This is a genomic window from Burkholderia ubonensis, assembly GCF_902833085.1.
In the GTDB taxonomy this organism is placed as follows: domain Bacteria; phylum Pseudomonadota; class Gammaproteobacteria; order Burkholderiales; family Burkholderiaceae; genus Burkholderia; species Burkholderia ubonensis.
Genome location: NZ_CADFEB010000005.1, coordinates 119,608 through 144,012 on the forward strand (window position 1 = coordinate 119,608; position 24,405 = coordinate 144,012).

Consider the following 24,405-nt stretch of genomic DNA (forward strand, 5'->3'; position numbering starts at 1 on the left):
CGGCGCGGCGACCTTCCACCGTTTCGACCGCTCGTCATGGACGTCAAACTTGTCGCTCGGACGCTCGACCTGTTCGAGCTGTTCGCCGCCGAACGGCGGCCGCTGCCGCTCACCGAACTCGCGCGCCTGCTCAACGTGCCGGCGTCGAGCTGCCTCGCGATGACGCGCACGCTCGTCAGCCGCGGCTACCTGTACGAAGTGCGCAAGCGCGGCGGCTACTATCCGACGCGCCGCCTGCAGACGATCGCCGCCGCGATCGACGCGACCGACCCCGTGGTCGACATGGTGCATCCGCACCTCGTCGCGCTGCGCGACGCGAGCCGCGAAACCGCGGTGCTCGGCAAGATCCACGGGGCGTCGGTCACGTATCTGGACGTCGTCGAATCGGAGCAGGCGATCCGCTATACGCGCCAGCCGGGCGAACTGCGTCCGCTGCATGCGAACTCGATCGGCAAGGCGATCTTCGCGGAGTTGCCGCCCGACGCGCAGCAGGCGCTCGGCGCGGTGCTGTCGTTCGAGCGCTTCACCGACGCGACGGTGACGAATCTGCCCGCGCTGATCGAGCAGGCCGCGCGGTGTCGTGCGCAAGGCTGGGCCGACAATTTCGGCGAGAGTGCGCCGGAACTGTCGGCGGTCGCGGTCGCGCTGCCGATCGACGGCGACTGGTACGGGCTGTCGATCGTCGGGCCGACGGAACGGATTCGCCAGCATCACGACGCGCACGTCGCCGCGCTCGTCGACGAGAAGGCGCGCGTGCTCGCCGAGCACGCGCGCGGCTGAACGTTCACAGTGAGCGGGCAGGGCCGTCGAGCCGCGCTCGCTTGCGGCCGGGCCGCGCCGGCGAGGACTGTCGCCGACGCGCCCGGCTTGCATCACAGGAGCGCCATTAGCGGCCCGCGCTGACGGCCCGCATGCGCGCCGTCACGACTTCACCCACACGCCGCCCGCGCTCGGCGTATCGCCCTGGGTCCACCATTTCGCGCAGTACTTCGCGCCCTGGTACATCACGCACGCGCCGGCCTGATAGGCGGTGGTCGCCGACCAGGCGGGCGTGCCGCCGTTCACGGCCTTCCACACCGACGACTGGCCGGGGATGTCGCCCTTGGTCCACCATTGCGCCTGGTAGGTGACGCCCTGGTACGTGACCGTCGCGCCCGCCGTGTACACCTGGCTCGCGGACCACGGCGCGCCCGGCTGCGGCGTGCCGCCGCCGTCCGAGCCGCCGCCGTAGTTCGGGTCCTGCGTGACGCCGGTGCCCCACTTGGCGTCGAGCTTCTTGAAGATCGACGCGAACGCGTACGGCTGCTGCGTGACGCCCGAGCAGATCGGCGATGCATAGCCGCTGTTGCTGTCGCACTGCTTGTCGCGGGTCGCCGACCAGTAGCTGATGAAGCCGTAGCCGTTGTTGATGCCCGCGTTCAGCACGCTTTGCGCGTTGTCGAGCGTGAACGTCTCGCCCTGCGTGTCGTTCACGCCGATCATCGGCGTGACGCCCACCATCTGCCACAGCTGCGAGCTGCTCAACGGCCGGCCGGCGGACTTGTATGCGGTGTCGAGCTGCGAGTAGAGCCCCTGCGCCGCGCTGATCGCGGCCGCGCCCATGTCGATGCCGGCGGGACCGTAGTCCATCGTCATCACGTTCACCGCGTCGAGGTCGACCTTGCTCGCGATCGCCGCGTTCAGGACGTTCAGGCCGTCCTGGATGAGCCCGGTCGGCATCGCCGGCAGCGTCAGCGTGACGTGCAGCGGCTTGCCCTTCGCCGCATAGTCGGCCTGCAGCTGCGCGACCGCCTGGAAGTTGCGGGCGACGGCCGCCGAATCCAGCTGCGACGAGCCCTCGATGTCGAAGTCGACGTGCGTGAGGCTGTACGTGTCGATCACGGTCTGGAGCGCGGTCTTCAGCGCGGGGACGCTCGTGCACGCCTGCATCAGCGGCGTGCCGTTCGCGCCGCCGAACGACACGGCGACTTCGCCGCCTTTCGCGCGATAGTTCGTGACGGCGGTGCCGATCGACGTGAGCAGGTCGCCGGTCGCGCCGTTGCCGATGGCCTGTACGCCGCCCCACGACGGCGTGCAGCCGTTGCCCGCGACGACGAACGCGAGCGTGAATTGCTGGATGCCTTGCTGAACGCCGATGCGATCCACGAGCGGCGTCGGGTAGAGCGTCACGTCGACATAGGGCGCAAAGGCGCCCGCCGCCTGCGACACGCTCGCGCCGGCGAGCAGACAGCCCGCGGCGATCGCGCGCGGGATGAGATGCGACAACACGCTGTTTTGCATTGTGTTCTCCATGGTGATGAGCGCTACGCTGGTTTGCGTATCACCGCCGTAATCGGACCGGGCATGGGTTGGACCCGGACGGCGGCGTGCTCATCTTGGAGGATTGCAGATCAATCGGGAATCCTCGATTACGTTTTTATTTGGTTTGAATCGCGGTGCGAAATGATTGCGTGCATTCGATACGGCGCCGGGCGCGCGGCCCGGCGCGCATTCAGCGATACCAGCGCGGCGTGTAGACCCAATCCCGTCCATTGTTGACGGAAAAGCGCCGCGTGGTGGACGAGCCGACGATCACCATCGTGCGCATGTCGACCTGCTCGGCGCGCAACGCGCCGAGCGTCGTATTGACGAGCGTCGCGCCGGGCCGGCCGATGTCGCGGCCGAGCACGACGACGGTGTCCGGCGCGCGATGCGCGCGCACCACGTCGAGCGCGCGATCGAGCTGCCACGGCCGCGCGCGCGAGATCGGGTTGTAGAACGCCATCACGAGATCGGCCTCGGCCGCGTGCGCGAGGCGCGTCTCGATCACGTCCCACGGCTTCAGGTTGTCCGACAGCGAGATCACGCAGAAGTCGTGACCGAGCGGCGCGCCGGCCTGCGCGGCGGTCGCGAGCGACGCCGACACGCCGGGCTCGACGCGCAGGTCGACCGCGGCCCAGCGCGGATCGCGCGCGTCGTCGAGCGCTTCGAGCACGGCCGCGGCCATCGCGAACACGCCCGGGTCGCCCGACGACACGACCGTGACGCGCCGGCCCTCGGCCGCCAGCTCGAACGCGTGGCGCGCGCGCTGCATTTCCTCGCGGTTGTCGGTGCCGTGCACGCGCTGGTCCGCGCGGAACGGCCCGGCCATGTTCACGTAGGTCGTGTAGCCGAGGATGTCGGTCGCGTCGGCCAGCGCCGCGCGCGCGGCGGGCGTCAGCCATGCGGCGGCCCCGGGCCCGAGGCCGAGCACGGTGAGGCGGCCGCGCGCGCGGCCGAGCGTCGCCGGATCGACCGGCTGCGCGGCGACCGCGCAGGCCAGCCCGTCGAGCGGGGCCTGCCGCGTGTGCGGCACGCGCAGTGCGCGTTCGAGCACGTCGGACGCCACCGCATCGGGATCGGCATCGACGTCGGCATCGACGAAGCGCAGCGGCGCGCCCAGCGCATCGGCAGCCGCTTCGAGCGCCGCGTCGCCGATCATCGCCGCCGGCGCGACGAGCGCAGCCAGCGCTTGCGACGCGAGACCCTGTGCGTCGAGCAACGCGCCGATGCGCGCATCGAGCGGGGCGTCGTCGCTGGCCGATGACGGGAGGCGCGCACCGATGCCGATCACCACGCTGCGCGGATGGATCACGAGCTCGTCGCGCGCGCCGCGCCATGCAAGCGGCGTGACGCGGATCGCATGCGCGGCCGCGTCGTCGCGCGGCAGCGCGACGTCGTCGAGCCACGGCGCGGCGCCGTCGATGCGCGTCGGCGCGCCCGCGAGCAGGTCGGACACGAAGCGCTTGCCTTGCGCGAGATCCGCGAGCGCGTAGCCGTCGGGCGGATTGAGCACGCATGCGCCGAAGCGCAGCTCGCCGCTCGTCGTGATCGCGGGCGCGACGCCGAGCCAGTCGGCCAGCTCGCGCGCGATCAGGTTCACGCCGGTCAGGCCGCCGAGCAGCGGCACGACGGCCGAGCCGTCTTCCGCGACCGCCAGCACAGGCGGCTCGACGCCCTTGTCGGCGAGCGCGGGCGCGATGCAGCGGATCACGATGCCGGCCGCGCACAGCGCGACGATCGGCAGGCCGCGCGCATACAGCTCGCGCAGATGCGCGCCGAGCTCGTCGAACGGCACGTCGGCGGCGACGCGCGACGCGAGGCCGTGCACCTGCGCGCCCGGATAGCGCGCCTGGATGCGCCGCGCGGTGTCGAGCGCGCCGGCGCCGAGCACCACGATCGCGGGCGGGGTCGTCATCCTTGCCATCTTTCCCCCGGCACGACGAGCAGCGAAAAATACGGCGACGCCATCGGATCGACCGCGTCGAGCGGCACGATGCGCTGGTTCGCCATGGTCGCGCGCTCGACGTACAGCGCGCGTTTCGCGAGGCCGAGTTCGTCGAGCACGCGCCGCACCTTGTCGAAGTTGCGCCCGAGCTTCATGATCACGGCCGCGTCGGCCTGCGCGAGCCGCGCGCGCAGCTCGTCCTCCGGCAGCACGCCGGACAGCACCGACAGGCTCTGGTTGCGATACACGAGCGGCTGGCCGAGCACGGCCGTGCCGCCGAGCATCGAGCACACGCCGGGCACGACTTCGGTGTCGTAGCGCGGCGCGAGGCGGTCGTGCAGATACATGTACGAGCCGTAGAAGAACGGATCGCCTTCGCAGATCACCGCGACGTCGCGGCCCGCGTCGAGATGCGCGGCGACGACGTCGGCGGCCGTGTCGTAGAAGTCGGCGATCACGGTTTCGTAGCAGAGCGGCGGCGGCAGCGCTTCGGTCGTCACCGGATAGACGAGCGGCAACTGCACCTGCGCGTCGCGCAGATGCGCTTCGACGATGCCGAACGCATTGCCTTTCTTGCCCTTCGCGACGAAATACGCGACCACCGGCGCGGCCTGCAGCAGGCGCACCGCCTTCAGCGTCATCAGTTCGGGGTCGCCCGGGCCGACGCCGAGGCCGAACAGGCGTCCGCGCGCGGCCGTCATTCGACCTCCGTCGCGAGCGCGTTGACCGCGGCGGCCGCCATCGCGCTGCCGCCGCGCCGGCCGAGCAGCGCGACGTACGGCACGCCGCGGCTGTCGGCGGCGAGCAGCGCCTTCGATTCGGCCGCGCCGATGAAGCCGACCGGGAAGCCGAGAATCAGCGCGGGGCGCGGCGCGCCCGCGTCGAGCATGTCGAGCAGGTGGAACAGCGCGGTCGGCGCATTGCCGATCACGACGACGCTGCCCGCGAGGTGCGCTCGCCACAGTTCGAGCGCCGCGGCCGAGCGCGTGTTGCCGAGCTGCCGCGCGAGGTCGGGCACCTCCGGCTCGCCGAGCGTGCAGAGCACGCGATTGCCGGCCGGCAGCCGTGCGCGCGTGATGCCTTCCGCGACCATCTTGGCGTCGCAGAGGATCGGCGCGCCGGCGGCCAGCGCCGCGCGGCCCGCCGCGCCCGCACCGGCGGAGAAGCGCAGATCGTCGACGACGTCGACCATCCCGCACGCGTGGATCACGCGTACCGCGAGTTTCTCGAGGTCGGCCGGGATGCGCGACAAGTCGGCCTCGGCGCGGATCGTCGCAAACGACTGGCGGTAGATTTCCTGCCCGTCGCGTATGTAGTCAAGCATCGGTGGTGTCCTGGCATTGCCGCGGGTTGCCCAGTCGGGCCGCGGCCTGGTCGATCGTCAAGTGGCGCGCGAGCGGGGCGCCGAGGCCTGCTGCGCCTGCTGCATCGTCGCGCCGGTAAAGGTCGTAGCGCGCCGGCGCGACCGCGACGAGCGTGTGCTCCGCCGGGTGCGGCAGCGCGCAGTGGCGCTCGCAGCCGGTCAGGTGCACGAGGTGCGCGAGGTGCACGCCGCGCGCATGGCCGATGCGCGCGGCGAGCGCGAGCGCGTCGTGCTTCGTGTCGGCGCGCGCTTTCGCGCAGCCGGTGCTGCCCGCGCACGCGACGAGCTGCGCGAGCGGATGCGTCGGCTCGCACACGAGGCCGAGCGCGGCGAGCGCGTCGCGCAGCGCGGGCGCGTCACCGGCGGCGACGCCGTGGACGAACACGCCTTGCCACGGCGTCATCGACAGCGTGCCGTCGCCATGGGTGTCCGCGAGCGCCGCCAACTGGTCGAGGCTTTCGGCGTCGAGACGGCCGAGCGCGAATTGCGCGCCGACGCTGCAGCGCGCGGCGTCGCGCGACGCCTGCGCGCCGAAGCGCAGCGCGGGCGCCGACGGCGCGCGCCGCCATGCGGCGAGCGCGGGATCGGCGGCAAGCGGAAACGGCAGATACGCCTGCGCGCGTTCGAGCAGCGCGCGTTCGCCGTGCGTCGCGAGCAGCGCGCGCATGCGCGTCGTGTCGGCCGGCGCGAGATCGAGGAACGCGAGCATCAGGGCGCGCACGAGCGCAACGGCGTCGCCGGGCGCGACGTCGGCGCACGCAGGGGCATCGTCGGCGGCGACGGGCGGACAGCCGGCCAGCCCGGCCGCGACGCGCACGGCGCCGTCGCCGCGCCGCCACGCGGACAGCCAGATGTCGTGCGGATGATCGAGCGCCGCGACGGCCTCGCCGCCGTCGAGCTGGATCGAGAATTTCGGCGACAGCTCGAACCGGCGCGGCTCGCGCGCGAGCATGCCGAAGATCGGCGCGGCGAGCGCCGCACTGTCGATGAGCGCGGCCGGGTCGCGTCCCGCGAGCGGGCTCAGCATCAGATTGCGGACGTCGTCGCTGGCGGCCAGTGCGGCGGCGTCGCCGTCGGCGTCGACGAGCGGGCCGAGGCCGGCGCCGAGCAGCGCGGCGGTGAGCGCGGCCGCTTCGCCGTCGCGGATGCCGCGCAATTGCAGGTTCGCGCGATTGGTCGCTTCGATCACGCCCGAGCCGTGCGCGCGGGCGACGGCGGCGATCGCGCGCGCCTGCCGCGCGTCGAGGCGGCCGCCCGGCAGCTTGATCCGGCACAGGCCGCCGTCGGCGGCAGGGACGACGCGCACGAGCCCCGGGCAGGCCGATGGACGCACGACGGGTGAAGCAGACGGAACGGGGACGGAATTCAACGGGGCACCGACGCAGTGTCGCGCCGCGGCCAACGCATCGGTACACCCCGCCCGATGCCGGCTGGCACGCACGCACTTTCAAGCCGGCAGGTCTCCTGGCTGACAGGTCGACGCCCGCTCCAGGCCTTCCCGGACAAGCCAGTGGCGCGAGATGGAGGCGGGCTCGCTGCCTACAGTTGCGGGGGCAGCCACAGCGGCGCGGCATGCGCCCTGTGTTCCCTCTTGGGCCCCGAGGGGCGCCGGCGAACGAACGGGCGTAGGATACCCGATTTTTCGGGCGCCGCCGGCGCGAACGAGTGCCGGAAGGCGGGACTGGCGCGGCTTTCGGCCGGGAAGCGGGCAGTCGCCCGAATGGTACGATGGCGCCGTGACAGACTGGGATTGGGCAAGGCGGATCGGCGCGCGGCGGCGGAGCGCCGTGCAACGCAACGCAACTGAGCGGAACGACGAACGATGGGGAAGGGTGCATGACGGCGTGGCTGACGGTGGTGGGCATCGGCGACGACGGTTACACGGGGCTCGGGCGCGCCGCGCGCCGCGCATTGCTCGACGCGACGCTCGTGGTCGGCGCGCCGCGGCACCTCGACATGCTGCCCGCGCGGATCGCGGCCGCGCGCGAGGCATGGCCGTCGCCGTTCGATCTCGCGGGCGTGCTCGCGCGTCGCGGGTCGCCCGTCTGCGTGCTCGCGAGCGGCGATCCGATGCTGTTCGGCGTCGGCGCGACGCTCGCACGCCAGCTTGCGCCCGGCGAATGGCGCGTGCTGCCCGCGCCGTCGTCGCTGTCGCTGGCCGCGGCCCGTCTCGGCTGGGCGCTGCAGGACGTCGGCGCGGTGTCGCTGGTCGGCCGGCCGCTCGCGGCGCTCGCCGGCCATCTGCTGCCGGGGCGGCGCCTGTTCGTGCTGAGCGCGGACGGCCGCACGCCCGCCGTCGTCGCGGCCGAGCTGACCGCGCGCGGCTTCGGGCCGACCCGCATCAGCGTGTTCGAACATCTCGGCGGCCCGCTCGAGCGGCGCATCGACGCGCTCGCGCACGACTGGGCGATCAGCGAGACCGCGGCGCTGAATCTCGTCGCGCTCGACTGCCGCGCGGCGCCCGACGCACCGCGCCGCGCGCTGACGCCCGGCCTGCCGGACGACGCGTACCGCCACGACGGGCAGCTCACCAAGCGCGACATGCGCGCACTGACGCTCGCGCGGCTCGCGCCCGCGCCGGACGAACTGCTGTGGGACGTCGGCGCGGGCTGCGGGTCGATCGGCATCGAATGGATGCGCGCGCACCCGTCGTGCCGGGCGATCGCGATCGAATCGCACGCGGAGCGGCAGCGCTACATCGAACACAATCGCGACGCGCTCGGCGTGCCGGGCCTGCAGCTCGTCGCGGGGCGCGCGCCCGATGCGCTCGCGGGGCTCGCCGCGCCCGACGCGATCTTCATCGGCGGCGGCGCGACCGTGCCGGGCGTGCTCGACGCCTGCTGGTCGGCGCTGAAGCCGGGCGGCCGGCTCGTCGCGAACGCGGTGACGCTGCAGGGCGAGATCGCGCTGGCCGCGTGGCGCGACGCGCACGGCGGCACGCTCACGCGCGTGGCACTCGCGCACGCGGAGCCGCTCGGCCGCTTCGACACCTGGCGGCAGCCGTTGCCCGTCACGCTGTACGACGTGTGCAAGCCGGCGGAGATGCACGCAACGGCGGCGGCGTGATGCGCGACGAAACCCCCGAGCAACCCGCGCCGCTGCGCTTCGGCTACACGACCGGCAGCTGCGCGACCGCGACGTCGCTGGCCGCCGCGCGGCTGCTGCTGACCGGCGACGCGGGCGACGCGGTCGAGATCGTGCTGCCGAAGGGGCAGCGCGTCGTGATGCGCCTCGAATTCTGCCGACTAATCAGCGACGGGAACGGCGGTGCGGAGGCCGGCACGATCAAGGACGCCGGCGACGATCCGGACGTCACGCACGGCGCACTCGTATTCGCGCGCGTCGCGCTCGCGGCGGCGCCCGGCGTGCGCTTCCATGCGGGGCCGGGCGTCGGCACGGTCACGCGCGCGGGGCTCACGCTGCCGGTCGGCGAGCCGGCGATCAATCCCGTGCCGCGCCAGATGATGACCACGCACCTGAATGCGCTCGCAGCCGAACACGGCCATGCGGGCGGCTTCGACGTGACGATCGGCGTCGAGGGCGGCGAGGCGCTGGCGCTGAAGACGATGAACCCGCGCCTCGGCATCGTCGGCGGGCTGTCGATCCTCGGCACGACCGGGATCGTGCGGCCGTTCTCGTGCTCCGCGTACATCGCGTCGATCCATCAGGGCATCGACGTCGCGCGCGCGAACGGCGTCGCGCACATCGCCGCGTGCACCGGCAACGCGAGCGAGGACGCGATGCGCGCGCACTACCATCTGCCGGACATGGCGCTGATCGAGATGGGTGATTTCGCGGGCGCGGTGCTGAAGCATCTGCGGCGCGCGCCGGTTGCGCGGCTGTCGATGTGCGGCGGCTTCGGCAAGCTCAGCAAGCTGGCGGCCGGCCATCTCGACCTGCACAGCCGCCATTCGAGCATCGACCTGCCGCTGCTCGCGCAATGGGCCGCGCAAGCGGGCGCGAGCGACGCGCTGCAGGCCGCGATGCTGGCCGCGAACACGAGCCAGGAAGCGCTGAAGCTCGCGCAGGCGGACGGCGTGCCGCTCGGCGACATCGTCTGCGCGCACGCGCTCGCCGTCGCGCGCGACATCGTGCCCGCGTCGGTCGCGCTCGAGATGTTCGCGATCGACCGGCAGGGCCGTTTCGTCGGGTGCGCGCGATGAGCCCGCGCATTTTGCTGCTCGGCGGCACCGGCGACGCGTTGAAGATCGCGCGCGCGCTCGGCCCGCGCCACGTGTACAGCCTCGCGGGGCTCGGCAAGGTGCCCGGCGATCTCGCGTGCGAGGTGCGGGTCGGCGGCTTCGGCGGCGCGCAGGGGCTGGCCGCGTACCTGCGCGAAGCCGGCATCGGCCTCGTGATCGACGCGACCCATCCCTATGCCGCGCGGATCAGCGCGAACGCGGCCGCCGCCGCGCGCGACGCGGGTGTGCCGCTCTGGGCGCTGCGCCGCGCGCCATGGCAGCCGCAGCCGGGCGACGACTGGCGGATGGTCGACGACTGGGCCGGCATCGAGGCCGCGCTGGCGCCGTTTCGCCGGCCGCTGTTCACGCTCGGCCGCGAGCCGCTCGCGCATCTCGACGCGATTCCGGTCCACCAGTTCTGGCTCGTGCGCTGTCTCGATCCGCATCCGGGCAACGCGCGCGCGCAGATCGTCGCCGCGCGCGGGCCGTTTACGCTCGACGGCGAGCGCGCGCTGTTCGCGCTCGCGGGCATCGACGTCGTCGTCAGCAAGAACAGCGGAGGCGCGGCGACCGAAGCGAAGCTCGACGTCGCGCGCGAACGCCGGCTGCCGGTCGTGATGCTGCGCCGGCCGCCGCTGCCCGACGCGGACCGCGCGTTCGACTCGGCCACCGCGCTGCTCGACGCGCTCGATCCGGCCGCGCGCGCGTGACGCCGGACGGCGGGTCGTCCCCATGAACTGACGGAGTGTTATCGATGACGGTGTATTTCATCGGCGCGGGTCCCGGCGACCCGGAGCTGATCACGGTGAAGGGCCAGCGCCTCGTGCGCACGTGCCCGGTGATCCTGTATGCGGGGTCGCTCGTGCCCGCGGCGGTGCTCGACGGGCATCGCGCGGAGCAGGTCGTCAACACGGCGGAGCTCGACCTCGACGCGATCGTCGCGCTGCTCGCCGGCGCCCATGCGAAAGGGCAGGACGTCGCGCGCGTGCACTCGGGCGACCCGTCGCTGTACGGCGCGATCGGCGAGCAGATCCGCCGGCTGAAGGCGCTCGGGATTCCGTATGAAATCGTGCCGGGCGTGACGGCCGCCGCCGCGTGCGCGGCGACGCTCGGCTGCGAGCTGACGCTGCCCGGCATCGCGCAGACGGTGATCCTCACGCGCTTCGCGGGCAAGACGACGATGCCCGAAGGCGAGTCGCTCGGCTCGCTGGCCGCGCACCGCGCGACGCTCGCGATCCACCTCGGCGTGCGGCATCTCGCGCGCATCGTCGACGAGGTGCTGCCGCACTACGGACCGGATTGCCCGGTCGCGGTGATCTACCGCGCGAGCTGGCCGGACGAGGCGCGCGTGACGGGCACGCTCGCGGATATCGTCGCGAAAGTGCAGGGCACGCGCATCGAACGCACCGCGCTGATCCTGATCGGCCGCGTGCTCGATGCGCAAGGGTTCGCCGATTCGACGCTGTACGCGAGCGCGGACTGACGGCGCTTGCCGTTGCTACCCGCTGCTGATCGGCGGCGGCTGGGTTGCGCGGGCAGCCGATTCCGCGCCTGCGCTCACGCGCGCGCGACGCGCCGCGCAACGTGCGGCGCGAAGCCGGACGCCAGCGCGCACAGCACGACGCACAGGCACGCCATCGCGATCCACGCCGGCGTCAGGTCCGCGAGATGCTGGCGCACGATGCCGGCCGCGAACGGGAACAGCCCCGCGATCAGGTAGCCGATGCCCTGCACGAAACCGGTCAGCGACGCGGCATCGGCCGGCGTCGCCGCATGGTCGACCGTGACGATCAGCGACAGCGGGAACAGCGCGCCGATGCCCGCGCCCATCAGCAGCGCGACGGGCAGCGCGAACCCCTCCGGCGACGCGAGCATCAGCACCAGCCCGACGAACAGCGCCGCGATCGCCGCGAACAGCGCCGCCCGGCGATCGGGCATGCGGTCGATCGTGGCGGACACCGCCAGCCCGGCCACGACTTCCGCGAGCGTCACGCCGCCGAGCAGCCCGCCGGCCGCCGTGGGCGACCAGCCGAGCCGCATGTAGAACGGCGGCAGCCACGCGAGCACGAGCGTGTACGCGCCGGTCGCGATCCCGAAGAACAGCGCGAGCCGCCATGCGCGCGGCGAGCGCGACGGCCGCGCGAGCACCGGCGATGCGGCGGCGGAGATCGGCGCGCCGTCGCGGCTCGCGAACGGCCACACCGCCGCCGCGACGACGGCCGGCAGCGTCCAGCAGGCGAGCGCCGCGAGCCAGCCCCAGCGCGCGGCGGCAAGCGGCGCCGCGACGCTCGCGAGCACCGCGCCGCCCATGATCGACGTCGAGTAGACGCCCATCACGCCGCCGATGCGCGTCGCGAAGTTCGCCTTCACGAAACCGGGCAGCAGCGCCTGCACCATCGCAATGCCGATGCCCGCGCAGCACGCGCTCGCAAGCAGCAGCCACGCATGCTGCGCGCCGACGCGCGCCGCACACGCGAGGCCGATCAGCACGATGCCGATCCCGACGCCGGCGGCGATTCCGGGCGAGCGCTGCAGGCGGCGCGCGCACAGCGCGCCGAGGCCCATCAGCACGATCGGGATCGTCGTCAGCAGGCTGGCGGTGCTGTCGTCGATGCCGGTCGTGCGCTGGATCATGTCGAGCAGCGGGCCGACCGCGGCGAGCGCCGGGCGCAGGTTCAGCCCGACGAGGACGATGGCGGCGAGCCGCCATCCGGGGGAAGTGAAGCGATTCATCGTGTGGCCCTCGGTGACGTGCGCGGCGTCGAGGCGGACGCCGCGCGTTTTTCAGGTAAATTATCTTGACGTCAAGATAAATGCTGATTTATCTCGACGTCAAGATAACTTGTTGGCGGAGGAGGGTTAATGGAACGAAGGGATCGAGCCGCGCACGCGGTCGCGCAATGGCGCGACGAACGCCCGGATCTCGACGCGTCGTCGATGCTCGTGATGGGCAGGCTGCAGGAAGCGGCGCTCGCGATCGGGCGGGACCGTCTCAATCCGCTGTTTGCGCGCTACGGGATGCAGCCCGGCGAATTCGACGTGCTGGCGACGCTGCGTCGCAGCGGCGCGCCGTTCGCGCTGACGCCGACGGCGCTGTACGACGCGCTGATGATGTCGTCGGGCGGGATGACGGCGCGCATCGACCGGCTGCAGAAGGCGGGCTGGGTCGAGCGCCGCCCGAATCCGGCCGACGGGCGCGGCACGCTCGTCGCGCTGACGGAGGCCGGCCGCGCGCTGATCGACGAGGCCGTCGTCGCGCACGTCGAGAACCAGCGCGCGATCCTGGACGCGCTGTCGGCGTCGGAGCAGGCGCAGCTCGCGCGGCTGCTCGGCAAGCTGCTGGCGGGGTTGGGAAACGGGGACGGCGGGGCAGGTTAGTCCCGCCGAGCGGCCGGGCGTCGATCGGCCGCATCGGCCCGCCGCGCGAGGCGGCGGGCGGTCAGGTTGCCGGCGCGACGGATGCGCGGCCGGCCGCGCGGATCAGCCGCGCGCCGGGATGTTGAGCCCGCGTGCGACGGCCGGGCGGGCGACGAACGCGTCGAGCGCGCGCGCGACGTGGCGGAATTCGCTGAAGCCGACGAGGTCGCCTGCCTCATAGAAGCCGATCAGGTTGCGCACCCACGGGAAGATCGCGATGTCGGCGATCGTGTACGCGTCGCCCATCACCCACTTGCGCTCGGCGAGGCGCGCATCGAGCACGGCGAGCAGCCGCTTCGATTCGGCGACGTAGCGGTCGCGCGGGCGCTTGTCCTCGTAGTCGCGGCCGGCGAACTTGTGGAAGAAGCCGACCTGGCCGAACATCGGGCCGATGCCGCCCATCTGGAACATCACCCACTGGATCGTCTCGTAGCGGCCCGCCAGATCCTTCGGGATCAGCTGGCCGGTCTTGTCGGCCAGATAGATCAGGATCGCGCCGGATTCGAACAGCGGCAGCGGCTTGCCGTCCGGGCCGTTCGGATCGATGATCGCCGGGATCTTGTTGTTCGGGTTCAGCGACAGGAACGCGGGCGAGAGCTGGTCGTCCGTGTCGAAGCGCACGAGATGCGGCTCGTACGGCAGGCCGGTTTCCTCGAGCATGATCGACACCTTGACGCCGTTCGGCGTCGGCAGCGAGTAGAGCTGGAGGCGGTCGGGATGCTGGGCCGGCCACTTTTGCGTGATCGGGAAGGCGGACAAATCGGACATGGAGGGGTTCGCTCGTCGGGGTGAATCATCCACGGCCCGCAGCGCCGCCGCGCGTGGGCGGGCCGTTCGTGGATTCGGGAACGGCAGGCTCACGCGAGAGCGGGCGCGGCCGGCCGCGCCAAAGCGCCCACTGTAGCCGATTCGACGAATCGGTGCAGTCGGTGCTCCGGCTGGCTTGCGGAAAGCTTGCCGCCGGGTGCTACCGGCCAGGCGCGCCCCGAGCTAGGCGCCCCCGGCTAGGCGCCCCCCTCAAAAGCTATGCCGCAACCCGATCATCGCAGCGGTGGTTCCGACACCCGGCGCGACCGGCTGCCCGTACACGAGCATCTGGTTCATCGTGCCGCGGTTGTTCACATGCCCGACCTGCGCGTAGACCATCGTGCGCTTCGACAGGCTGTAGTCGGCCGCGAGCACGACCGACGTCGACTTGTTCGCCGACCGATTGCGGTCCTTCAGGTAGTACACGGCCGACGTGACCTGCAGCGCGGGCGTGAAGCGATAGCCGACGCCCGCCGACATCATGTCGAAATTCGCCCGGTCCGCGTGCGCGGGATTCTTGCCGTTCGCGTACGACGCGGACACCGAGAAATCGTGAATCGTGTATTTCGCGCCGACGTACACGAACCGGTTGTTGTTCACGCCGGTCGGGGTCGAGCCGGGCGCCGGATTCGCGTCGTGACCGTTGTAGTAGACCGCCGCGGCATTCAATCCGTAGTTCGAATACTTGAGCACGACTGACTCGCGCGTGCCGCCCTGAAATTGCCCGGCGACGCCGCCCGGCGCATATTCGAGCGCGACCGACACGCCGCCGAACGTCGGCGACTGGTAGACGAGCGCATTGCTGTCGTACAGCGCGCCGATCGCGCCGTTGGTGCTCGTGCCGGGCCAGCCCGCCGCGGTATTGATGCCGAGCCACGCGGTCAGGATGCTGCCGAAGAACTGCGCGTTGCGCACGTCGGTGTCGGCCATCGCGTAGATCATCGGCACGATCTGGCGGCCCGCCGTGAAGCTGCCGAACGGGCCCGACACGCCGACCGACGCGATCTGGTTGAACATCGCGACCGCGCCCGGCGTGTCGCTCAGCTGGAACCGGCCGGTGCCGCTGTCGAACGAGCCCTGCAGCTTGAAGTTGACCTTGTAGCCGCCGCCGATGTCCTCGCTGCCCTTGATCCCCCAGAAGCTCGAATAGATTCCGCCGTCCTTCATCCGGAACACCTTGCCGGTGTTCGGCGCGCTCGGGCTGAACGACGAGGCGGACGTGCTCTGGTACAGCATGCCGGTGTCGATCACGCCGTACAGCGTGACGGAGGATTGCGCGTGCGCGAGCGCCGACCAGGCGGCAAGCGCGGCGAGCGCGGCCAGTTTCGTCTTCATCCGAGTCTCCGGGATCGTGTTGTTCCCGGGCGGGATCGAGCCTGCCCGGGTGATGCTCAAAGACTACGCAACGACGCGCGGCCGCTCCCCCCCACGCGCGGGGGGCAGGGTTGCGGAGAATCGACGGGACGAAGGTGTGCTGCTGCGGCGCGCTACGGCGCGTTTTCAAGCAGGCCGAGCACCAGCGCGCGGCGCACCGCGTGCTTGCGCGAGCTGGCGTCGAGCTTGCCGAACAGGTTCTTCAGGTGCCATTTCACGGTTTCCTCGCCGACGGCGAGCGCGACCGCGATTTCCTTGTTCGACAGGTTGCGCGCGAGCAGTTCGAGGATCGCGCGCTCCTTCGGCGTCAGCACGACGCTCGGCACCGCGCGCGGCCCGGCCGCGCTGCGTGGCGCGGGCGGCACGACGCGCGGCTGCGGCAGCGCATGGCGGGCCTGGCCCATCGGGCTCGCGCCCGCCTCGTCGCCGACCCGGCGCGCCCAGTCCGCGACGGCCGGATGCGCGTCGGCGAGCGTGCGCGTGAGGCCGAACACGTCCGCGAGGTTCATCGCCTCGACGAGCCGCGCGCGGCCGCCCTGGCCCGACTGCTCGAGCGCGAACGCGCCGAGCGCCATGATCTCGATGCGCGCGCGGCCGACGTTCATTTCGCGGGCGAGCGCCGCCGCCTCGTCGAGCGCCGCGCACGCGTCCTCCCAGCGGCGCGCGGCCAGCGCCGCGCCGGCATGCGCGGTCGCCTGCAGCAGCACGACGGGGCGCCGCCACAGCGGCCCGTGGGCCGGGAACTCGGCGGCGGCGATCGCATCGATCCGCTCGACCAGCGCGTGGCAGGTCGCCTCGCGGTAGCGCGCCGCATGGATCCGCACCTGCTCGGCGAGGCTCGCGACCGACAGGCGCGGCAGCCGCCGCGCGACGCCCATCGCGTCCAGTGCTTCGAGCAGGTCGATCGCGCGGTGCTCGAGGCCGCGCAGCATCGCGATGCGCGCCGCGGTGCAATAGCCGAGCAGCACCGTGTCGGGGATGCCCGCGTGCTCGAGCACGTCGAGCCGGTTCGCGAGCAGCGCGGCCGCCTGGTCGACGCGATCGGCCTCGTACGCGAGCGCCGCGCACAGCGCGGCGAACATGCAGGTCAGCGGATGGCGGCGGCCGAGATCGGCTTCCGCGCGGGCCAGCGCAGGCGACAGCACGTCGTCCGCGAGCTGCCGCTGCCCCTCGCACAAGTAGCTGAAGCCCGTGATCAGCTCGCCCCAGCGCGCGACGTAGCCGAAACCGGCCGCCGTCTCGCTTCTCGGCGCGGCTTGCTGGAAGCGGCGCGCCTGTGCCGGCTCGCCGAGGATGATCGCGCGCGCCGACAGCCGGTTCGCGTGCATCTGCGCGAGCCAGGTCGCGGGCGGCGGCGCGAAGTCGGCCCACGGTTCGAACAGCTCGACGAAGCGGTCGATCTCGTCCGCGTAATACGCGGCCGCGCTCAGGATCAGCGCGCATTCGTAACGCATCGCGGGCGGCGTGTCGGGCGCGGCGAGGATGCCCGCGATCTGGCGGCGCGCCTCGACGTGCCGCTCGCCGAGCGCGAGCGCCCACGCGACCGCGATCCGCAGCGCCGGGCGCTTGTCGAGCTCCGCGTCGGGCAGGCGCGCGAGCCAGTCGAGCACGTCGTCGATGCGGCCTTCCTTGATCGCGTCCTCCAGGCAACGCTGCGCGAGCGCATAGGCGAGCTCGAACTGGCCGGCCGCATACGCGTGGCGGGCTGCTTCGTCCGTCATCCCGTGCGCGTCGAGCCAGCCGGCCGCGCGCGCGTGCAGCACGCCGCGCGCGGCGTCGGGGCCGGCCGCGAGGCGGTCGCGCAGCGCGTCGCGCACGAGCGGATGCAGCCGGCACCAGTCGGAATCGTCCGACGTGATGAAGAGCGGCGTGTCGCGCGCGAGGCGCGCAAGGCGCGCGGCCGCGCCGGCGTCGTCGAGCAGCGCGCCGCACAGCGACGGATGCAGCCGGTCGACGATGCTCACCTGCGTGAGGAACGCGGTGTCGTCGACGGACAGGTTCGCGAGCAGCAATTCGACGAGCCTATCGCGGGTGCCGCCCGCGCGCGCGGCGAGCGCATCGACGGCCTGGCGCGGATCGGCCGCGCGCGCCGTCGCGGCCATCGCGAGCTGCAGCCCGAGCGGCCAGCCGTCGACGCGCTCGAACAGCCGCGCGCACGCATCGGCATCGACGCGCTGCGCGAAGCGCGCGCCGACGAGCGCGATCGTCTCGTCGAGCGTGAAGCGCAGCCAGTCGGCGCCGACCAGCAGGCATTGGCCGCCGGCGAGCAGGTCGGCCGCCGCGTGGTCGAGCCCGCGCCGCGCGGCGACGACGACGCGCAGGTTCGGCGGTGCGTTGTGCAGCACGTAGGTCAGCGCGTCGAGGCCGGCGGCGGGCAGCCGCTCCGCATCGTCGACGATCAGCAGCGCGTCGATCGACAGTTGCGCGACTTCGGCGAGCCACGCGGTCATCCCTTCCAGCGCGCGCGCCGCATCGGGCGCGCCGCGCGCGATCAGGCGGCCGAAGCCGGGCCTGGCGCACCCGGTCCGCACGGCCTGCACGAGCCCCTGCAGCAGCCGCGGCGCGTCGTCGCGCTCGTCGGCCGACAGCCAGATGACCGCGCGGCCGAGCGCCAGGCATTCGCGGCGCCATTGCGCGAGCAGCGACGTCTTGCCGTAGCCGGCCGGCGCCTGCACGAGCGTGATCGGGCGTTCGTCGAAGCCGGGCGCGGCCAGGCTCAGCCGTGCGCGGGCGAGCAGCTGCGCCGGCACGCGCGGCGCGGTGGTCTTCAGCACCAGCTCGGTGGGGGCGGTGTCGGCGCGATCGGGTGGGTGGGCCATCGGGGGAGCAGGTCGGAATCCCGGCGGTGCCTTGCAGGCCGGCGTCCGGTATGGAACGTGGGGGAAGGATCGGCCGAACACCGTGCGGGCGTCAATCCCCCCCGTCACGAGTGGGGCCGCAACGATCCCGCGCCGATAGCATGGGTGCCGATGAATCACGAATGCGACGAGGAGAGCGCCCATGACGACTGCATCGACCGGCACGCCCGCCAGCGCGTCGCTCGCCGGATAAGCGGAGCCGCGTGATGTATCGCCATCTGCTCGTGACGGTCGACGGCGCGCCCGGCGGCATCGACGCGGTCGGCCATGCGCTGGAGCTCGCGCGGGCCGTGAGCGCGCGGGTCACGTTCGTGTTGTCCGGCACGCCGCCGGACGCGTATTTACCCGGAGCGCGGATGCCGGAGCACGGTGCGAAAGTGGAAGCGGCCGCGCGGGCGCAGGGCGTGTCGTATGCGATCGCGCCCGCCGGCGGCACGCCGCTGCCGGACCTGGCCCGCGTGCTCGGCTGCGACCTGATCTGCGTCGCGGCGCTGCCGCACGGCGCGCCCGCCGACGCAGGCGCGCAGCGGCGGCGCCTGTTCGCGGCAAGCGGCGTGCCGGTGCTCGTGTGCGCGGCTTCGCACCCGCCGGCCGCGGCGCGCGTGATCGCCCGCTGTCTCGACGCGCATCGCGTGGTGGCCGCGCTGCTGCATGCGTTGCTGCGGCATGCGGCGCACGCGGGCGAACCGGGGCCGGATGCCGCCGCGTGCCGCCGCGTGCTCGCGGATCTCGCCGGCCTGCAGGCGCAGCATTTCGGCGCGGGCGCGGAAGCGCGGCTGTTCGCGACGCTGCGCGCACGCACGGAGAGCGTCGAAGCCGAGCTGGACGAACTCGAGCGCCAGCAGCGCCGCGATGCGCAAGCGCTCGACGCGCTGGCGCGGATGGCCGGCGACGCGCAGCCGGACGCCGCGTTCGACGCGGCGCTCGCCCGCTACGCACGCGGCGTGTTCGAGCAGATGGGGCGCAAGGAAGGCGTGATTTTCCCGGCGGCGCGGCGCTACCTGAGCGACGCCGACTGGACGGAACTGGATGAGGGCCCGGCCGAGCGCGCAGCCGCGACGCCGGGTGCGGACGAACCCGAGGATGCGCGGCGCGCGTCCGACTGAACCACCACGGAGAAACACATGGCACATGCAGTGCGATTCCATCAGACCGGCGGCCCGGACGTGCTGCGCTGGGAGACCGTCGAGGTCGGCGACCCGGGGCCCGGCGAAGTGCGCGTGAAGCACGCGGCGGTCGGCCTGAACTTCGCGGACACCTATTTCCGCAGCGGGCTTTATCCGGTGCCGCTGCCGTCCGGCATCGGCGTGGAGGCGGCAGGCGTGGTCGAAGCGGTCGGCGACGGCGTGACCCACGTCGCGGTCGGCGATCGCGTGACCTACACGGGCTTCATCAACACGCTGGGCGCGTACAGCACCGAGCGTCTCGTGCCGGCCGCGCCGCTGATCCGGCTGCCCGACGCGATCGCCTGCGACACCGCGGCAGCGATGACGATGCGCGGCCTCACGTCGGCCTACCTGTTGCGCCGCATCCATGCGTTCAACGCGGGCGACAGCATTCTGCTTCATGCGGCGGCGGGCGGCGTGGGCCTGATCGTGTCCCAGTGGGCGAAGCTGCTGGGGCTGACCGTGATCGGCACGGTGTCGAGCGAAGCGAAGGCGGAAGTCGCGCGGGCGCACGGCTGCGATCACGTGATCCTGTACCGGCAGGAAGACATCGCCGGCCGCGTGCGCGAGCTGACGGACGGCAAGGGCGTCGACGCCGTGTTCGACAGCATCGGCAAGGACACCTTCGACGCGTCGCTGGATTCGCTGAAGCGCCGCGGCCTGATGGTGTGCGTGGGCACCGCGTCGGGCCCGATCCCGCCGTTCAATCCGCAACTGCTCGCGATGAAGGGATCGCTGTACCTGACGCGCCCCGCGCTCGCCGACTACATCGCCGACCCGGCCGAGAAGGCGGCGCTGGCGGGCGAGCTGTTCGACCACGTCGCCGCGGGCCGCATCCGGATCGAGATCAACCAGCGCTACGCGCTCGAGGACGCGGTGCGCGCGCATCGCGACCTGGAAGCGGGCAAGACCACGGGTTCGTCGGTATTCGACGTCTGAGGAGCCGGCCATGCGAGTCGAACCACTCACTTGCGCGATCGGCGCGGAACTGTCCGGCGTGAGCCTCGCCGACGCCGTGCACGACGACGGCCTGTTCGCCGAGATCCGCGCACTGCTGCTGAAGCACCGCGTGCTGTTCCTGCGTGACCAGGACATCACGCGCGCCGAGCACGTCGCGTTCGCGCGGCGCTTCGGCGAGCTCGAGGCCCACCCGGTCGCGGGCAGCGATCCCGAGCATCCGGGCCTCGTGCGGATCTACAAGTCGCCCGACCAGCCGAACGACCGCTACGAGAACGCGTGGCACAGCGATGCGAGCTGGCGCGTGGCGCCGCCATTCGGCTGCGTACTGCGCTGCGTCGAGTGCCCGCCGGTCGGCGGCGACACGATGTGGGCGAACATGGTGCTCGCGTACGAGAACCTCCCCGGGCACATGAAGCGGCAGATCGACGGGCTGCGCGCGCGCCACAGCATCGAGGCGAGCTTCGGCGCGGCGATGCCGATCGACAAGCGGCTCGCACTGAAGGCGCAGTACCCGGACGCCGAGCATCCGGTCGTGCGCACGCATCCGGAGACGGGCGAGAAGATCCTGTACGTGAACGCGTTCACGACGCACTTCACGAACTTCCACACGCCGGAGCGCGTGCGCTTCGGGCAGGACGCGAACCCGGGCGCCGGGCAACTGCTGCAGTACCTGATCAGCCAGGCGTATATCCCCGAATACCAGGTGCGCTGGCGCTGGACGAAGAACAGCGTCGCGATCTGGGACAACCGCAGCACCCAGCATTACGCGGTGATGGATTACCCGCCGTGCGTGCGCAAGATGGAGCGCGCGGGGATCGTCGGCGACATGCCGTTCTGAGCACGGCATCGACACGAAACACAAGCACAACGATTCAATCTGGAGGACGACATGCAATTTCTCGACGATTCGCTGCACCCGGAGAACCAGGACAAGGTGGTCATCACGGTCGCGCCGTACGGCCCCGAATGGATGCCGGCGGATTTCCCGGAGGACATTCCGGTGACGATGGACGAGCACGTGCAGAAGGCGGTGGACTGCTACGACGCGGGCGCGACGGTGCTGCACCTGCACGTGCGCGAGCCGGACGGCAAGGGCAGCAAGCGGCTGTCGAAATTCAACGAGCTGCTCGGCCGGCTGCGCGACGCGGTGCCCGACATGATCCTGCAGGTCGGCGGCTCGATCTCGTTCGCGCCGGAAGGCGAGGGCGCCGAAGCGAAATGGCTGTCCGACGACACGCGCCACATGCTCGCCGAGCTGAGCCCGAAGCCCGACCAGGTGACGGTCGCGATCAACACGGTGCAGATGAACATCACCGAGCTGATGGATCGCCGGGACATCGCGGGCACGTCGCTGAACGAGGCCGCATACTGGGAAGCGTACCGCGAGATGACCGTTCCGGCCGGGCCCGGCTGGGCCGACGAGCACCTGCGCCGGCTGCAGGCGGCCGGCATCCAGCCGCACTTCCAGCTCACCGGCATGCATGCGCTGGAAACGCTCGAACGGATGATCCGCCGCGGCGTGTACCGCGGTCCGCTGAACGTCACGTGGGTCGGCATCGGCGGCGGCTTCGACGGCCCGAATCCGTACAACTTCATGGAATTCGTGCGGCGCTGCCCGGACGGCGCATGCATCACGCTCGAATCGCTGATGAAGAACGTGCTGCCGATCAACACGATCGCGATGGCGATGGGTCTGCATCCGCGCTGCGGGATCGAGGACACGATCATCGACCAGAAGGGCAACCGGATGACGTCGGTGCAGCAGGTCGAGCAGTGCGTGCGGATCGCGCGCGAGCTGGGGCGCGACGTCGCGACCGGCAAGGAGGCGAAGGCGATCTACCGGATCGGCGTGCAGTACGACGGCGTCGACGAGACGCTCGCGCAGCTCGGGATGGCGCCGAACCGCCGGCCGGGCCAGGTGAACGTGCCGCTGCGCGCGGCCTGACGCGGCGCGCAGCCGGGCGGCCGGCGCTCGCCGATCGCAGATTGCTGTAGCGCGGCGCCCACCCTTGCGCGCGGCGCAAGGCGGACTCCGGGAAACGGAGCGGGGCCGCGCAAATCGTGCCGACGCGCGAGTGCGCGCGGCACCGGAGGAGACACCCATGCTGATTCATCACGTCGAGCCGTCGATGCAGGACCTGAGCGTGGGCCGCCGCCGCACGCCCGCGTTCGCGTGGCTCGTGTTCGGGCTGACCGTCGGCCTGCTGCTGTCCGACTACATGTCGCGGCAGGTGCTCAATGCGGTGTTTCCGCTGCTGAAACACGCGTGGGGCCTGTCCGACACGCAGCTCGGCTCGCTGAGCGGGATCGTCGCGCTGCTGGTCGGCGTGCTGACGTTCCCGCTGTCGGTGCTCGCCGACCGCTTCGGCCGCGTGCGCAGCATCGTGCTGATGGCCGCGCTGTGGAGCCTCGCGACGCTCGGCTGCGCGCTGTCGACCAATTACGCGGAAATGCTCGCGGCGCGCGGGCTCGTCGGGCTCGGCGAGGCCGCGTACGGCAGCGTCGGCGTCGCGCTGATCCTGAGCATCTTCCCCGCGCACCTGCGCGCGACGCTGACCGGCGCGTTCATGGCCGGCGGCGCGTTCGGCTCGGTGTTCGGGATGGCGCTCGGCGGCCTGGTCGGCGCGCATCTCGGCTGGCGCTGGTCGTTCGGCGTGATGGCCGCGCTCGGGCTCGTGCTGCTCGTCGCGTACCGCTGCGTCGTCACCGAGCGGCGGCTCGCGGCGTATCGGCCGGAGCCATGCCGGCGCGACGGCGCTGCGCCGCGCGGGATGCGCGGCAGCCTGCGCGTGCTGATGACGGGGCTGTTTGCGTCGCGCTCGGTGATCTGCGCGTATGTCGGCAGCGGGCTGCATCTGTTCGTGCCGGGCGCGATGTTCGCGTGGCTGCCGAGCTACCTGAACCGCGACTACGCGATGGCGCCCGACCGGGCCGCCGTGCTCGCGGCGGGGTTCGTGCTGCTCGCGGGCATCGGGATGGTCGGCTGCGGGATCATCACCGACCGGCTCGGCAAGGCCGACGGCGCGCGCAAATGGCTGACCGCGATCGCCTATTGCCTGCTGACGTGCGGCAGCCTCGCGGTTGCGTTCCGGCTGCCGCCCGGGCCGCTGCAGCTCGCGCTGATCGGCGTCGGGATGCTGGTCGGCGCGGGGGCGTCCGGCGCATCGGGCGCGATGGTCGCGAACCTCACGCCCGCCGCGATCCACGCATCGGCGTTCGCGACGCTCACGCTCGCGAACAACCTGCTCGGCATGGCGCCCGGGCCGCTCTTGACCGGCTGGGTCGCCGATCACGTCGGGCTCGGCGCGGCGCTGCAATGGATTCCCGTCGTGCCGCTCGCGGCGGCGGCGACGTTCGCGATCGGGCGCGCGAGTTATGCGGCCGATCTCGCGCGTCTCGAACGCGGGCAGCGTGTGACTGCTCGTTCCTGAACCTTTGTCGGAGACTGCATGACCCTGGCGAACCTACCCACCATCCTGATCGTGCCCGGCTTGCGCGATCACGTCGAAGACCACTGGCAGACGCATCTCGAACGGCGCCTGCCGAATGCGCGGTCGGTCGCGCCGCTGGAGCACGACAAGCTGAGCCGCGCCGCGCGGGTTGCGGCGCTCGACGCGGCGCTGGCGGCGATCGACGGCCCGGTGATCCTCGTCGCGCACAGCGCGGGCGTGATGATCGCCGTGCATTGGGCGCGGCGGGCGACGCGCCCGATCCTCGGCGCGGTGCTCGCGACGCCGGCGGATCTCGATACGCCGATGCCTGCGCCGTATCCGTCGATTGATGCGATTCGCGACAACGGCTGGCTGCCGGCGCCGCGCGAACGCCTGCCGTTTCCGAGCCTCGTCGCGGCGAGCCGCAACGATCCGCTCGCGCGCTTCGAGCGCGTCGAGGCAATGGCGGCGGAGTGGGGCAGCCGGTTCGTCGATCTGGGGGAGGTCGGGCATCTGAATCCGGCGTCGGGGTATGGCGAGTGGCCGGGGGCGCTTGCGCTGATCGGCGAGGTTCAGGCCAGCGGCGCGCATTGACGCGTAGA

At 72.1% G+C, this 24,405-nt stretch carries 21 protein-coding genes and 1 riboswitch; of the genes, 12 read left to right on the forward strand and 9 right to left on the reverse strand.

Annotation, left to right across the window (positions count from 1 at the left end):
- Positions 1–36 precede the first annotated feature (36 nt).
- Complete coding sequence (locus tag HWX31_RS14960) at positions 37–780, forward strand: IclR family transcriptional regulator (protein ID WP_174965808.1); 744 nt, start codon at positions 37–39, stop codon at positions 778–780.
- Positions 781–921: 141 nt separating this feature from the next.
- On the opposite strand, the gene HWX31_RS14965 is transcribed toward HWX31_RS14960, so the two are convergent.
- The 5 genes from HWX31_RS14965 to cobG form a co-directional block, all read right to left on the reverse strand.
- Entirely contained in the window at positions 922–2,280 is a 1,359-nt protein-coding gene (locus tag HWX31_RS14965) for a chitinase (RefSeq protein ID WP_174965809.1), read from the reverse strand.
- Between the two features lie 211 nt (positions 2,281–2,491).
- Positions 2,492–4,216 (reverse strand): precorrin-3B C(17)-methyltransferase, encoded by a 1,725-nt coding sequence (gene cobJ / locus HWX31_RS14970; RefSeq protein ID WP_174965810.1) that lies wholly within the window; start codon positions 4,214–4,216, stop codon positions 2,492–2,494.
- Positions 4,213–4,947, reverse strand: a complete 735-nt coding sequence (locus tag HWX31_RS14975; RefSeq protein ID WP_174965811.1) for a precorrin-2 C(20)-methyltransferase — start codon at positions 4,945–4,947, stop codon at positions 4,213–4,215. Before HWX31_RS14975 ends, cobJ begins: the two co-directional genes overlap by 4 nt.
- Positions 4,944–5,570, reverse strand: coding sequence for a precorrin-8X methylmutase (locus tag HWX31_RS14980; RefSeq protein WP_174965812.1), 627 nt, complete (start codon positions 5,568–5,570; stop codon positions 4,944–4,946). The genes HWX31_RS14975 and HWX31_RS14980 overlap by 4 nt, the downstream gene beginning before the upstream one ends.
- Entirely contained in the window at positions 5,563–6,942 is a 1,380-nt protein-coding gene (gene cobG / locus HWX31_RS14985) for a precorrin-3B synthase (RefSeq protein WP_279613153.1), read from the reverse strand. Before cobG ends, HWX31_RS14980 begins: the two co-directional genes overlap by 8 nt.
- Before the next feature lie 104 nt (positions 6,943–7,046).
- A riboswitch (cobalamin riboswitch) is annotated at positions 7,047–7,237 on the reverse strand.
- 208 nt (positions 7,238–7,445) lie between these two features.
- On the opposite strand from cobG, the gene cbiE reads away from it, so the two are divergent.
- Genes cbiE through cobM form a run of 4 tightly spaced genes read left to right on the forward strand, consistent with a single transcriptional unit; the run spans position 7,446 to position 11,273 of the window.
- A complete protein-coding gene (cbiE, locus tag HWX31_RS14990) occupies positions 7,446–8,675 on the forward strand; it encodes a precorrin-6y C5,15-methyltransferase (decarboxylating) subunit CbiE (RefSeq protein ID WP_174966169.1) in 1,230 nt (409 codons plus the stop codon).
- Positions 8,675–9,772: a cobalt-precorrin-5B (C(1))-methyltransferase gene (locus tag HWX31_RS14995; RefSeq protein ID WP_174966170.1), complete on the forward strand. Its 1,098-nt coding sequence runs from the start codon at positions 8,675–8,677 to the stop codon at positions 9,770–9,772. The genes cbiE and HWX31_RS14995 overlap by 1 nt, the downstream gene beginning before the upstream one ends.
- Positions 9,769–10,500, forward strand: a complete 732-nt coding sequence (locus HWX31_RS15000) for a cobalt-precorrin-6A reductase (RefSeq protein ID WP_174966171.1) — start codon at positions 9,769–9,771, stop codon at positions 10,498–10,500. Before HWX31_RS14995 ends, HWX31_RS15000 begins: the two co-directional genes overlap by 4 nt.
- 44 nt (positions 10,501–10,544) lie before the next feature.
- Positions 10,545–11,273, forward strand: coding sequence for a precorrin-4 C(11)-methyltransferase (gene cobM, locus HWX31_RS15005; RefSeq protein ID WP_059617465.1), 729 nt, complete (start codon positions 10,545–10,547; stop codon positions 11,271–11,273).
- A 74-nt stretch (positions 11,274–11,347) separates the two neighbouring features.
- Here the strand turns inward: cobM and HWX31_RS15010 are convergent, their stop codons facing one another.
- Entirely contained in the window at positions 11,348–12,523 is a 1,176-nt protein-coding gene (locus HWX31_RS15010; protein ID WP_175933938.1) for an MFS transporter, read from the reverse strand.
- Between the two features lie 129 nt (positions 12,524–12,652).
- Here HWX31_RS15010 and HWX31_RS15015 point away from each other — a divergent pair, with 129 nt between their 5' ends.
- Entirely contained in the window at positions 12,653–13,168 is a 516-nt protein-coding gene (locus HWX31_RS15015) for a MarR family winged helix-turn-helix transcriptional regulator (RefSeq protein ID WP_174966149.1), read from the forward strand.
- Positions 13,169–13,270: 102 nt separating this feature from the next.
- Here the strand turns inward: HWX31_RS15015 and HWX31_RS15020 are convergent, their stop codons facing one another.
- The 3 genes from HWX31_RS15020 to HWX31_RS15030 all read right to left on the reverse strand — a co-directional run bounded on the left by HWX31_RS15020 (position 13,271) and on the right by HWX31_RS15030 (position 18,207).
- Positions 13,271–13,975 carry a glutathione S-transferase N-terminal domain-containing protein gene (locus tag HWX31_RS15020; protein WP_059654066.1) on the reverse strand — a complete coding sequence of 235 codons (705 nt, stop codon included), beginning with the start codon at positions 13,973–13,975 and terminating at the stop codon, positions 13,271–13,273.
- A 249-nt stretch (positions 13,976–14,224) separates the two neighbouring features.
- Positions 14,225–15,349, reverse strand: a complete 1,125-nt coding sequence (locus HWX31_RS15025; RefSeq protein ID WP_174966150.1) for a porin — start codon at positions 15,347–15,349, stop codon at positions 14,225–14,227.
- 152 nt (positions 15,350–15,501) lie between these two features.
- On the reverse strand, positions 15,502–18,207 hold the full coding sequence (locus HWX31_RS15030; RefSeq protein ID WP_174966151.1) for a winged helix-turn-helix domain-containing protein: 2,706 nt from the start codon (positions 18,205–18,207) through the stop codon (positions 15,502–15,504).
- A 245-nt stretch (positions 18,208–18,452) separates the two neighbouring features.
- Here HWX31_RS15030 and HWX31_RS15035 point away from each other — a divergent pair, with 245 nt between their 5' ends.
- From HWX31_RS15035 to HWX31_RS15060, 6 genes are all read left to right on the forward strand, one after another.
- Positions 18,453–19,352 carry a universal stress protein gene (locus HWX31_RS15035; protein ID WP_175933939.1) on the forward strand — a complete coding sequence of 300 codons (900 nt, stop codon included), beginning with the start codon at positions 18,453–18,455 and terminating at the stop codon, positions 19,350–19,352.
- An 18-nt stretch (positions 19,353–19,370) separates the two neighbouring features.
- A complete protein-coding gene (locus HWX31_RS15040) occupies positions 19,371–20,351 on the forward strand; it encodes a quinone oxidoreductase family protein (RefSeq protein WP_174959899.1) in 981 nt (326 codons plus the stop codon).
- 10 nt (positions 20,352–20,361) lie between these two features.
- Entirely contained in the window at positions 20,362–21,210 is an 849-nt protein-coding gene (locus HWX31_RS15045; protein WP_174959901.1) for a TauD/TfdA dioxygenase family protein, read from the forward strand.
- 51 nt (positions 21,211–21,261) lie between these two features.
- Entirely contained in the window at positions 21,262–22,317 is a 1,056-nt protein-coding gene (locus HWX31_RS15050) for a beta-keto acid cleavage family enzyme (protein ID WP_059635605.1), read from the forward strand.
- 157 nt (positions 22,318–22,474) lie between these two features.
- The gene (locus HWX31_RS15055) at positions 22,475–23,803 is read left to right on the forward strand and encodes an MFS transporter (RefSeq protein WP_174959903.1); all 1,329 of its coding nucleotides are present in this window, start codon (positions 22,475–22,477) and stop codon (positions 23,801–23,803) included.
- An 18-nt stretch (positions 23,804–23,821) separates the two neighbouring features.
- A complete protein-coding gene (locus tag HWX31_RS15060) occupies positions 23,822–24,397 on the forward strand; it encodes an RBBP9/YdeN family alpha/beta hydrolase (protein WP_174959905.1) in 576 nt (191 codons plus the stop codon).
- The last annotated feature ends 8 nt before the right edge of the window (positions 24,398–24,405 follow it).

What these genes read in the sequence shown, in the direction of transcription:
- HWX31_RS15030 (WP_174966151.1), bottom strand. Translation starts at nt 18,207, where the DNA reads ATGGCCCACCCACCCGATCGCGCCGACACCGCCCCCACCGAGCTGGTG.
- HWX31_RS15055 (WP_174959903.1), top strand. Translation starts at nt 22,475, where the DNA reads ATGCTGATTCATCACGTCGAGCCGTCGATGCAGGACCTGAGCGTGGGC.
- cobJ (WP_174965810.1), bottom strand. Translation starts at nt 4,216, where the DNA reads ATGACGACCCCGCCCGCGATCGTGGTGCTCGGCGCCGGCGCGCTCGAC.
- HWX31_RS14995 (WP_174966170.1), top strand. Translation starts at nt 8,675, where the DNA reads ATGCGCGACGAAACCCCCGAGCAACCCGCGCCGCTGCGCTTCGGCTAC.
- cobM (WP_059617465.1), top strand. Translation starts at nt 10,545, where the DNA reads ATGACGGTGTATTTCATCGGCGCGGGTCCCGGCGACCCGGAGCTGATC.
- HWX31_RS15010 (WP_175933938.1), bottom strand. Translation starts at nt 12,523, where the DNA reads ATGAATCGCTTCACTTCCCCCGGATGGCGGCTCGCCGCCATCGTCCTC.
- HWX31_RS14975 (WP_174965811.1), bottom strand. Translation starts at nt 4,947, where the DNA reads ATGACGGCCGCGCGCGGACGCCTGTTCGGCCTCGGCGTCGGCCCGGGC.
- HWX31_RS14965 (WP_174965809.1), bottom strand. Translation starts at nt 2,280, where the DNA reads ATGCAAAACAGCGTGTTGTCGCATCTCATCCCGCGCGCGATCGCCGCG.
- HWX31_RS14960 (WP_174965808.1), top strand. Translation starts at nt 37, where the DNA reads ATGGACGTCAAACTTGTCGCTCGGACGCTCGACCTGTTCGAGCTGTTC.
- HWX31_RS15025 (WP_174966150.1), bottom strand. Translation starts at nt 15,349, where the DNA reads ATGAAGACGAAACTGGCCGCGCTCGCCGCGCTTGCCGCCTGGTCGGCG.
- HWX31_RS15000 (WP_174966171.1), top strand. Translation starts at nt 9,769, where the DNA reads ATGAGCCCGCGCATTTTGCTGCTCGGCGGCACCGGCGACGCGTTGAAG.
- HWX31_RS15040 (WP_174959899.1), top strand. Translation starts at nt 19,371, where the DNA reads ATGGCACATGCAGTGCGATTCCATCAGACCGGCGGCCCGGACGTGCTG.
- HWX31_RS15020 (WP_059654066.1), bottom strand. Translation starts at nt 13,975, where the DNA reads ATGTCCGATTTGTCCGCCTTCCCGATCACGCAAAAGTGGCCGGCCCAG.
- HWX31_RS14980 (WP_174965812.1), bottom strand. Translation starts at nt 5,570, where the DNA reads ATGCTTGACTACATACGCGACGGGCAGGAAATCTACCGCCAGTCGTTT.
- HWX31_RS15050 (WP_059635605.1), top strand. Translation starts at nt 21,262, where the DNA reads ATGCAATTTCTCGACGATTCGCTGCACCCGGAGAACCAGGACAAGGTG.
- HWX31_RS15060 (WP_174959905.1), top strand. Translation starts at nt 23,822, where the DNA reads ATGACCCTGGCGAACCTACCCACCATCCTGATCGTGCCCGGCTTGCGC.
- HWX31_RS15035 (WP_175933939.1), top strand. Translation starts at nt 18,453, where the DNA reads ATGTATCGCCATCTGCTCGTGACGGTCGACGGCGCGCCCGGCGGCATC.
- cbiE (WP_174966169.1), top strand. Translation starts at nt 7,446, where the DNA reads ATGACGGCGTGGCTGACGGTGGTGGGCATCGGCGACGACGGTTACACG.
- HWX31_RS15045 (WP_174959901.1), top strand. Translation starts at nt 20,362, where the DNA reads ATGCGAGTCGAACCACTCACTTGCGCGATCGGCGCGGAACTGTCCGGC.
- HWX31_RS15015 (WP_174966149.1), top strand. Translation starts at nt 12,653, where the DNA reads ATGGAACGAAGGGATCGAGCCGCGCACGCGGTCGCGCAATGGCGCGAC.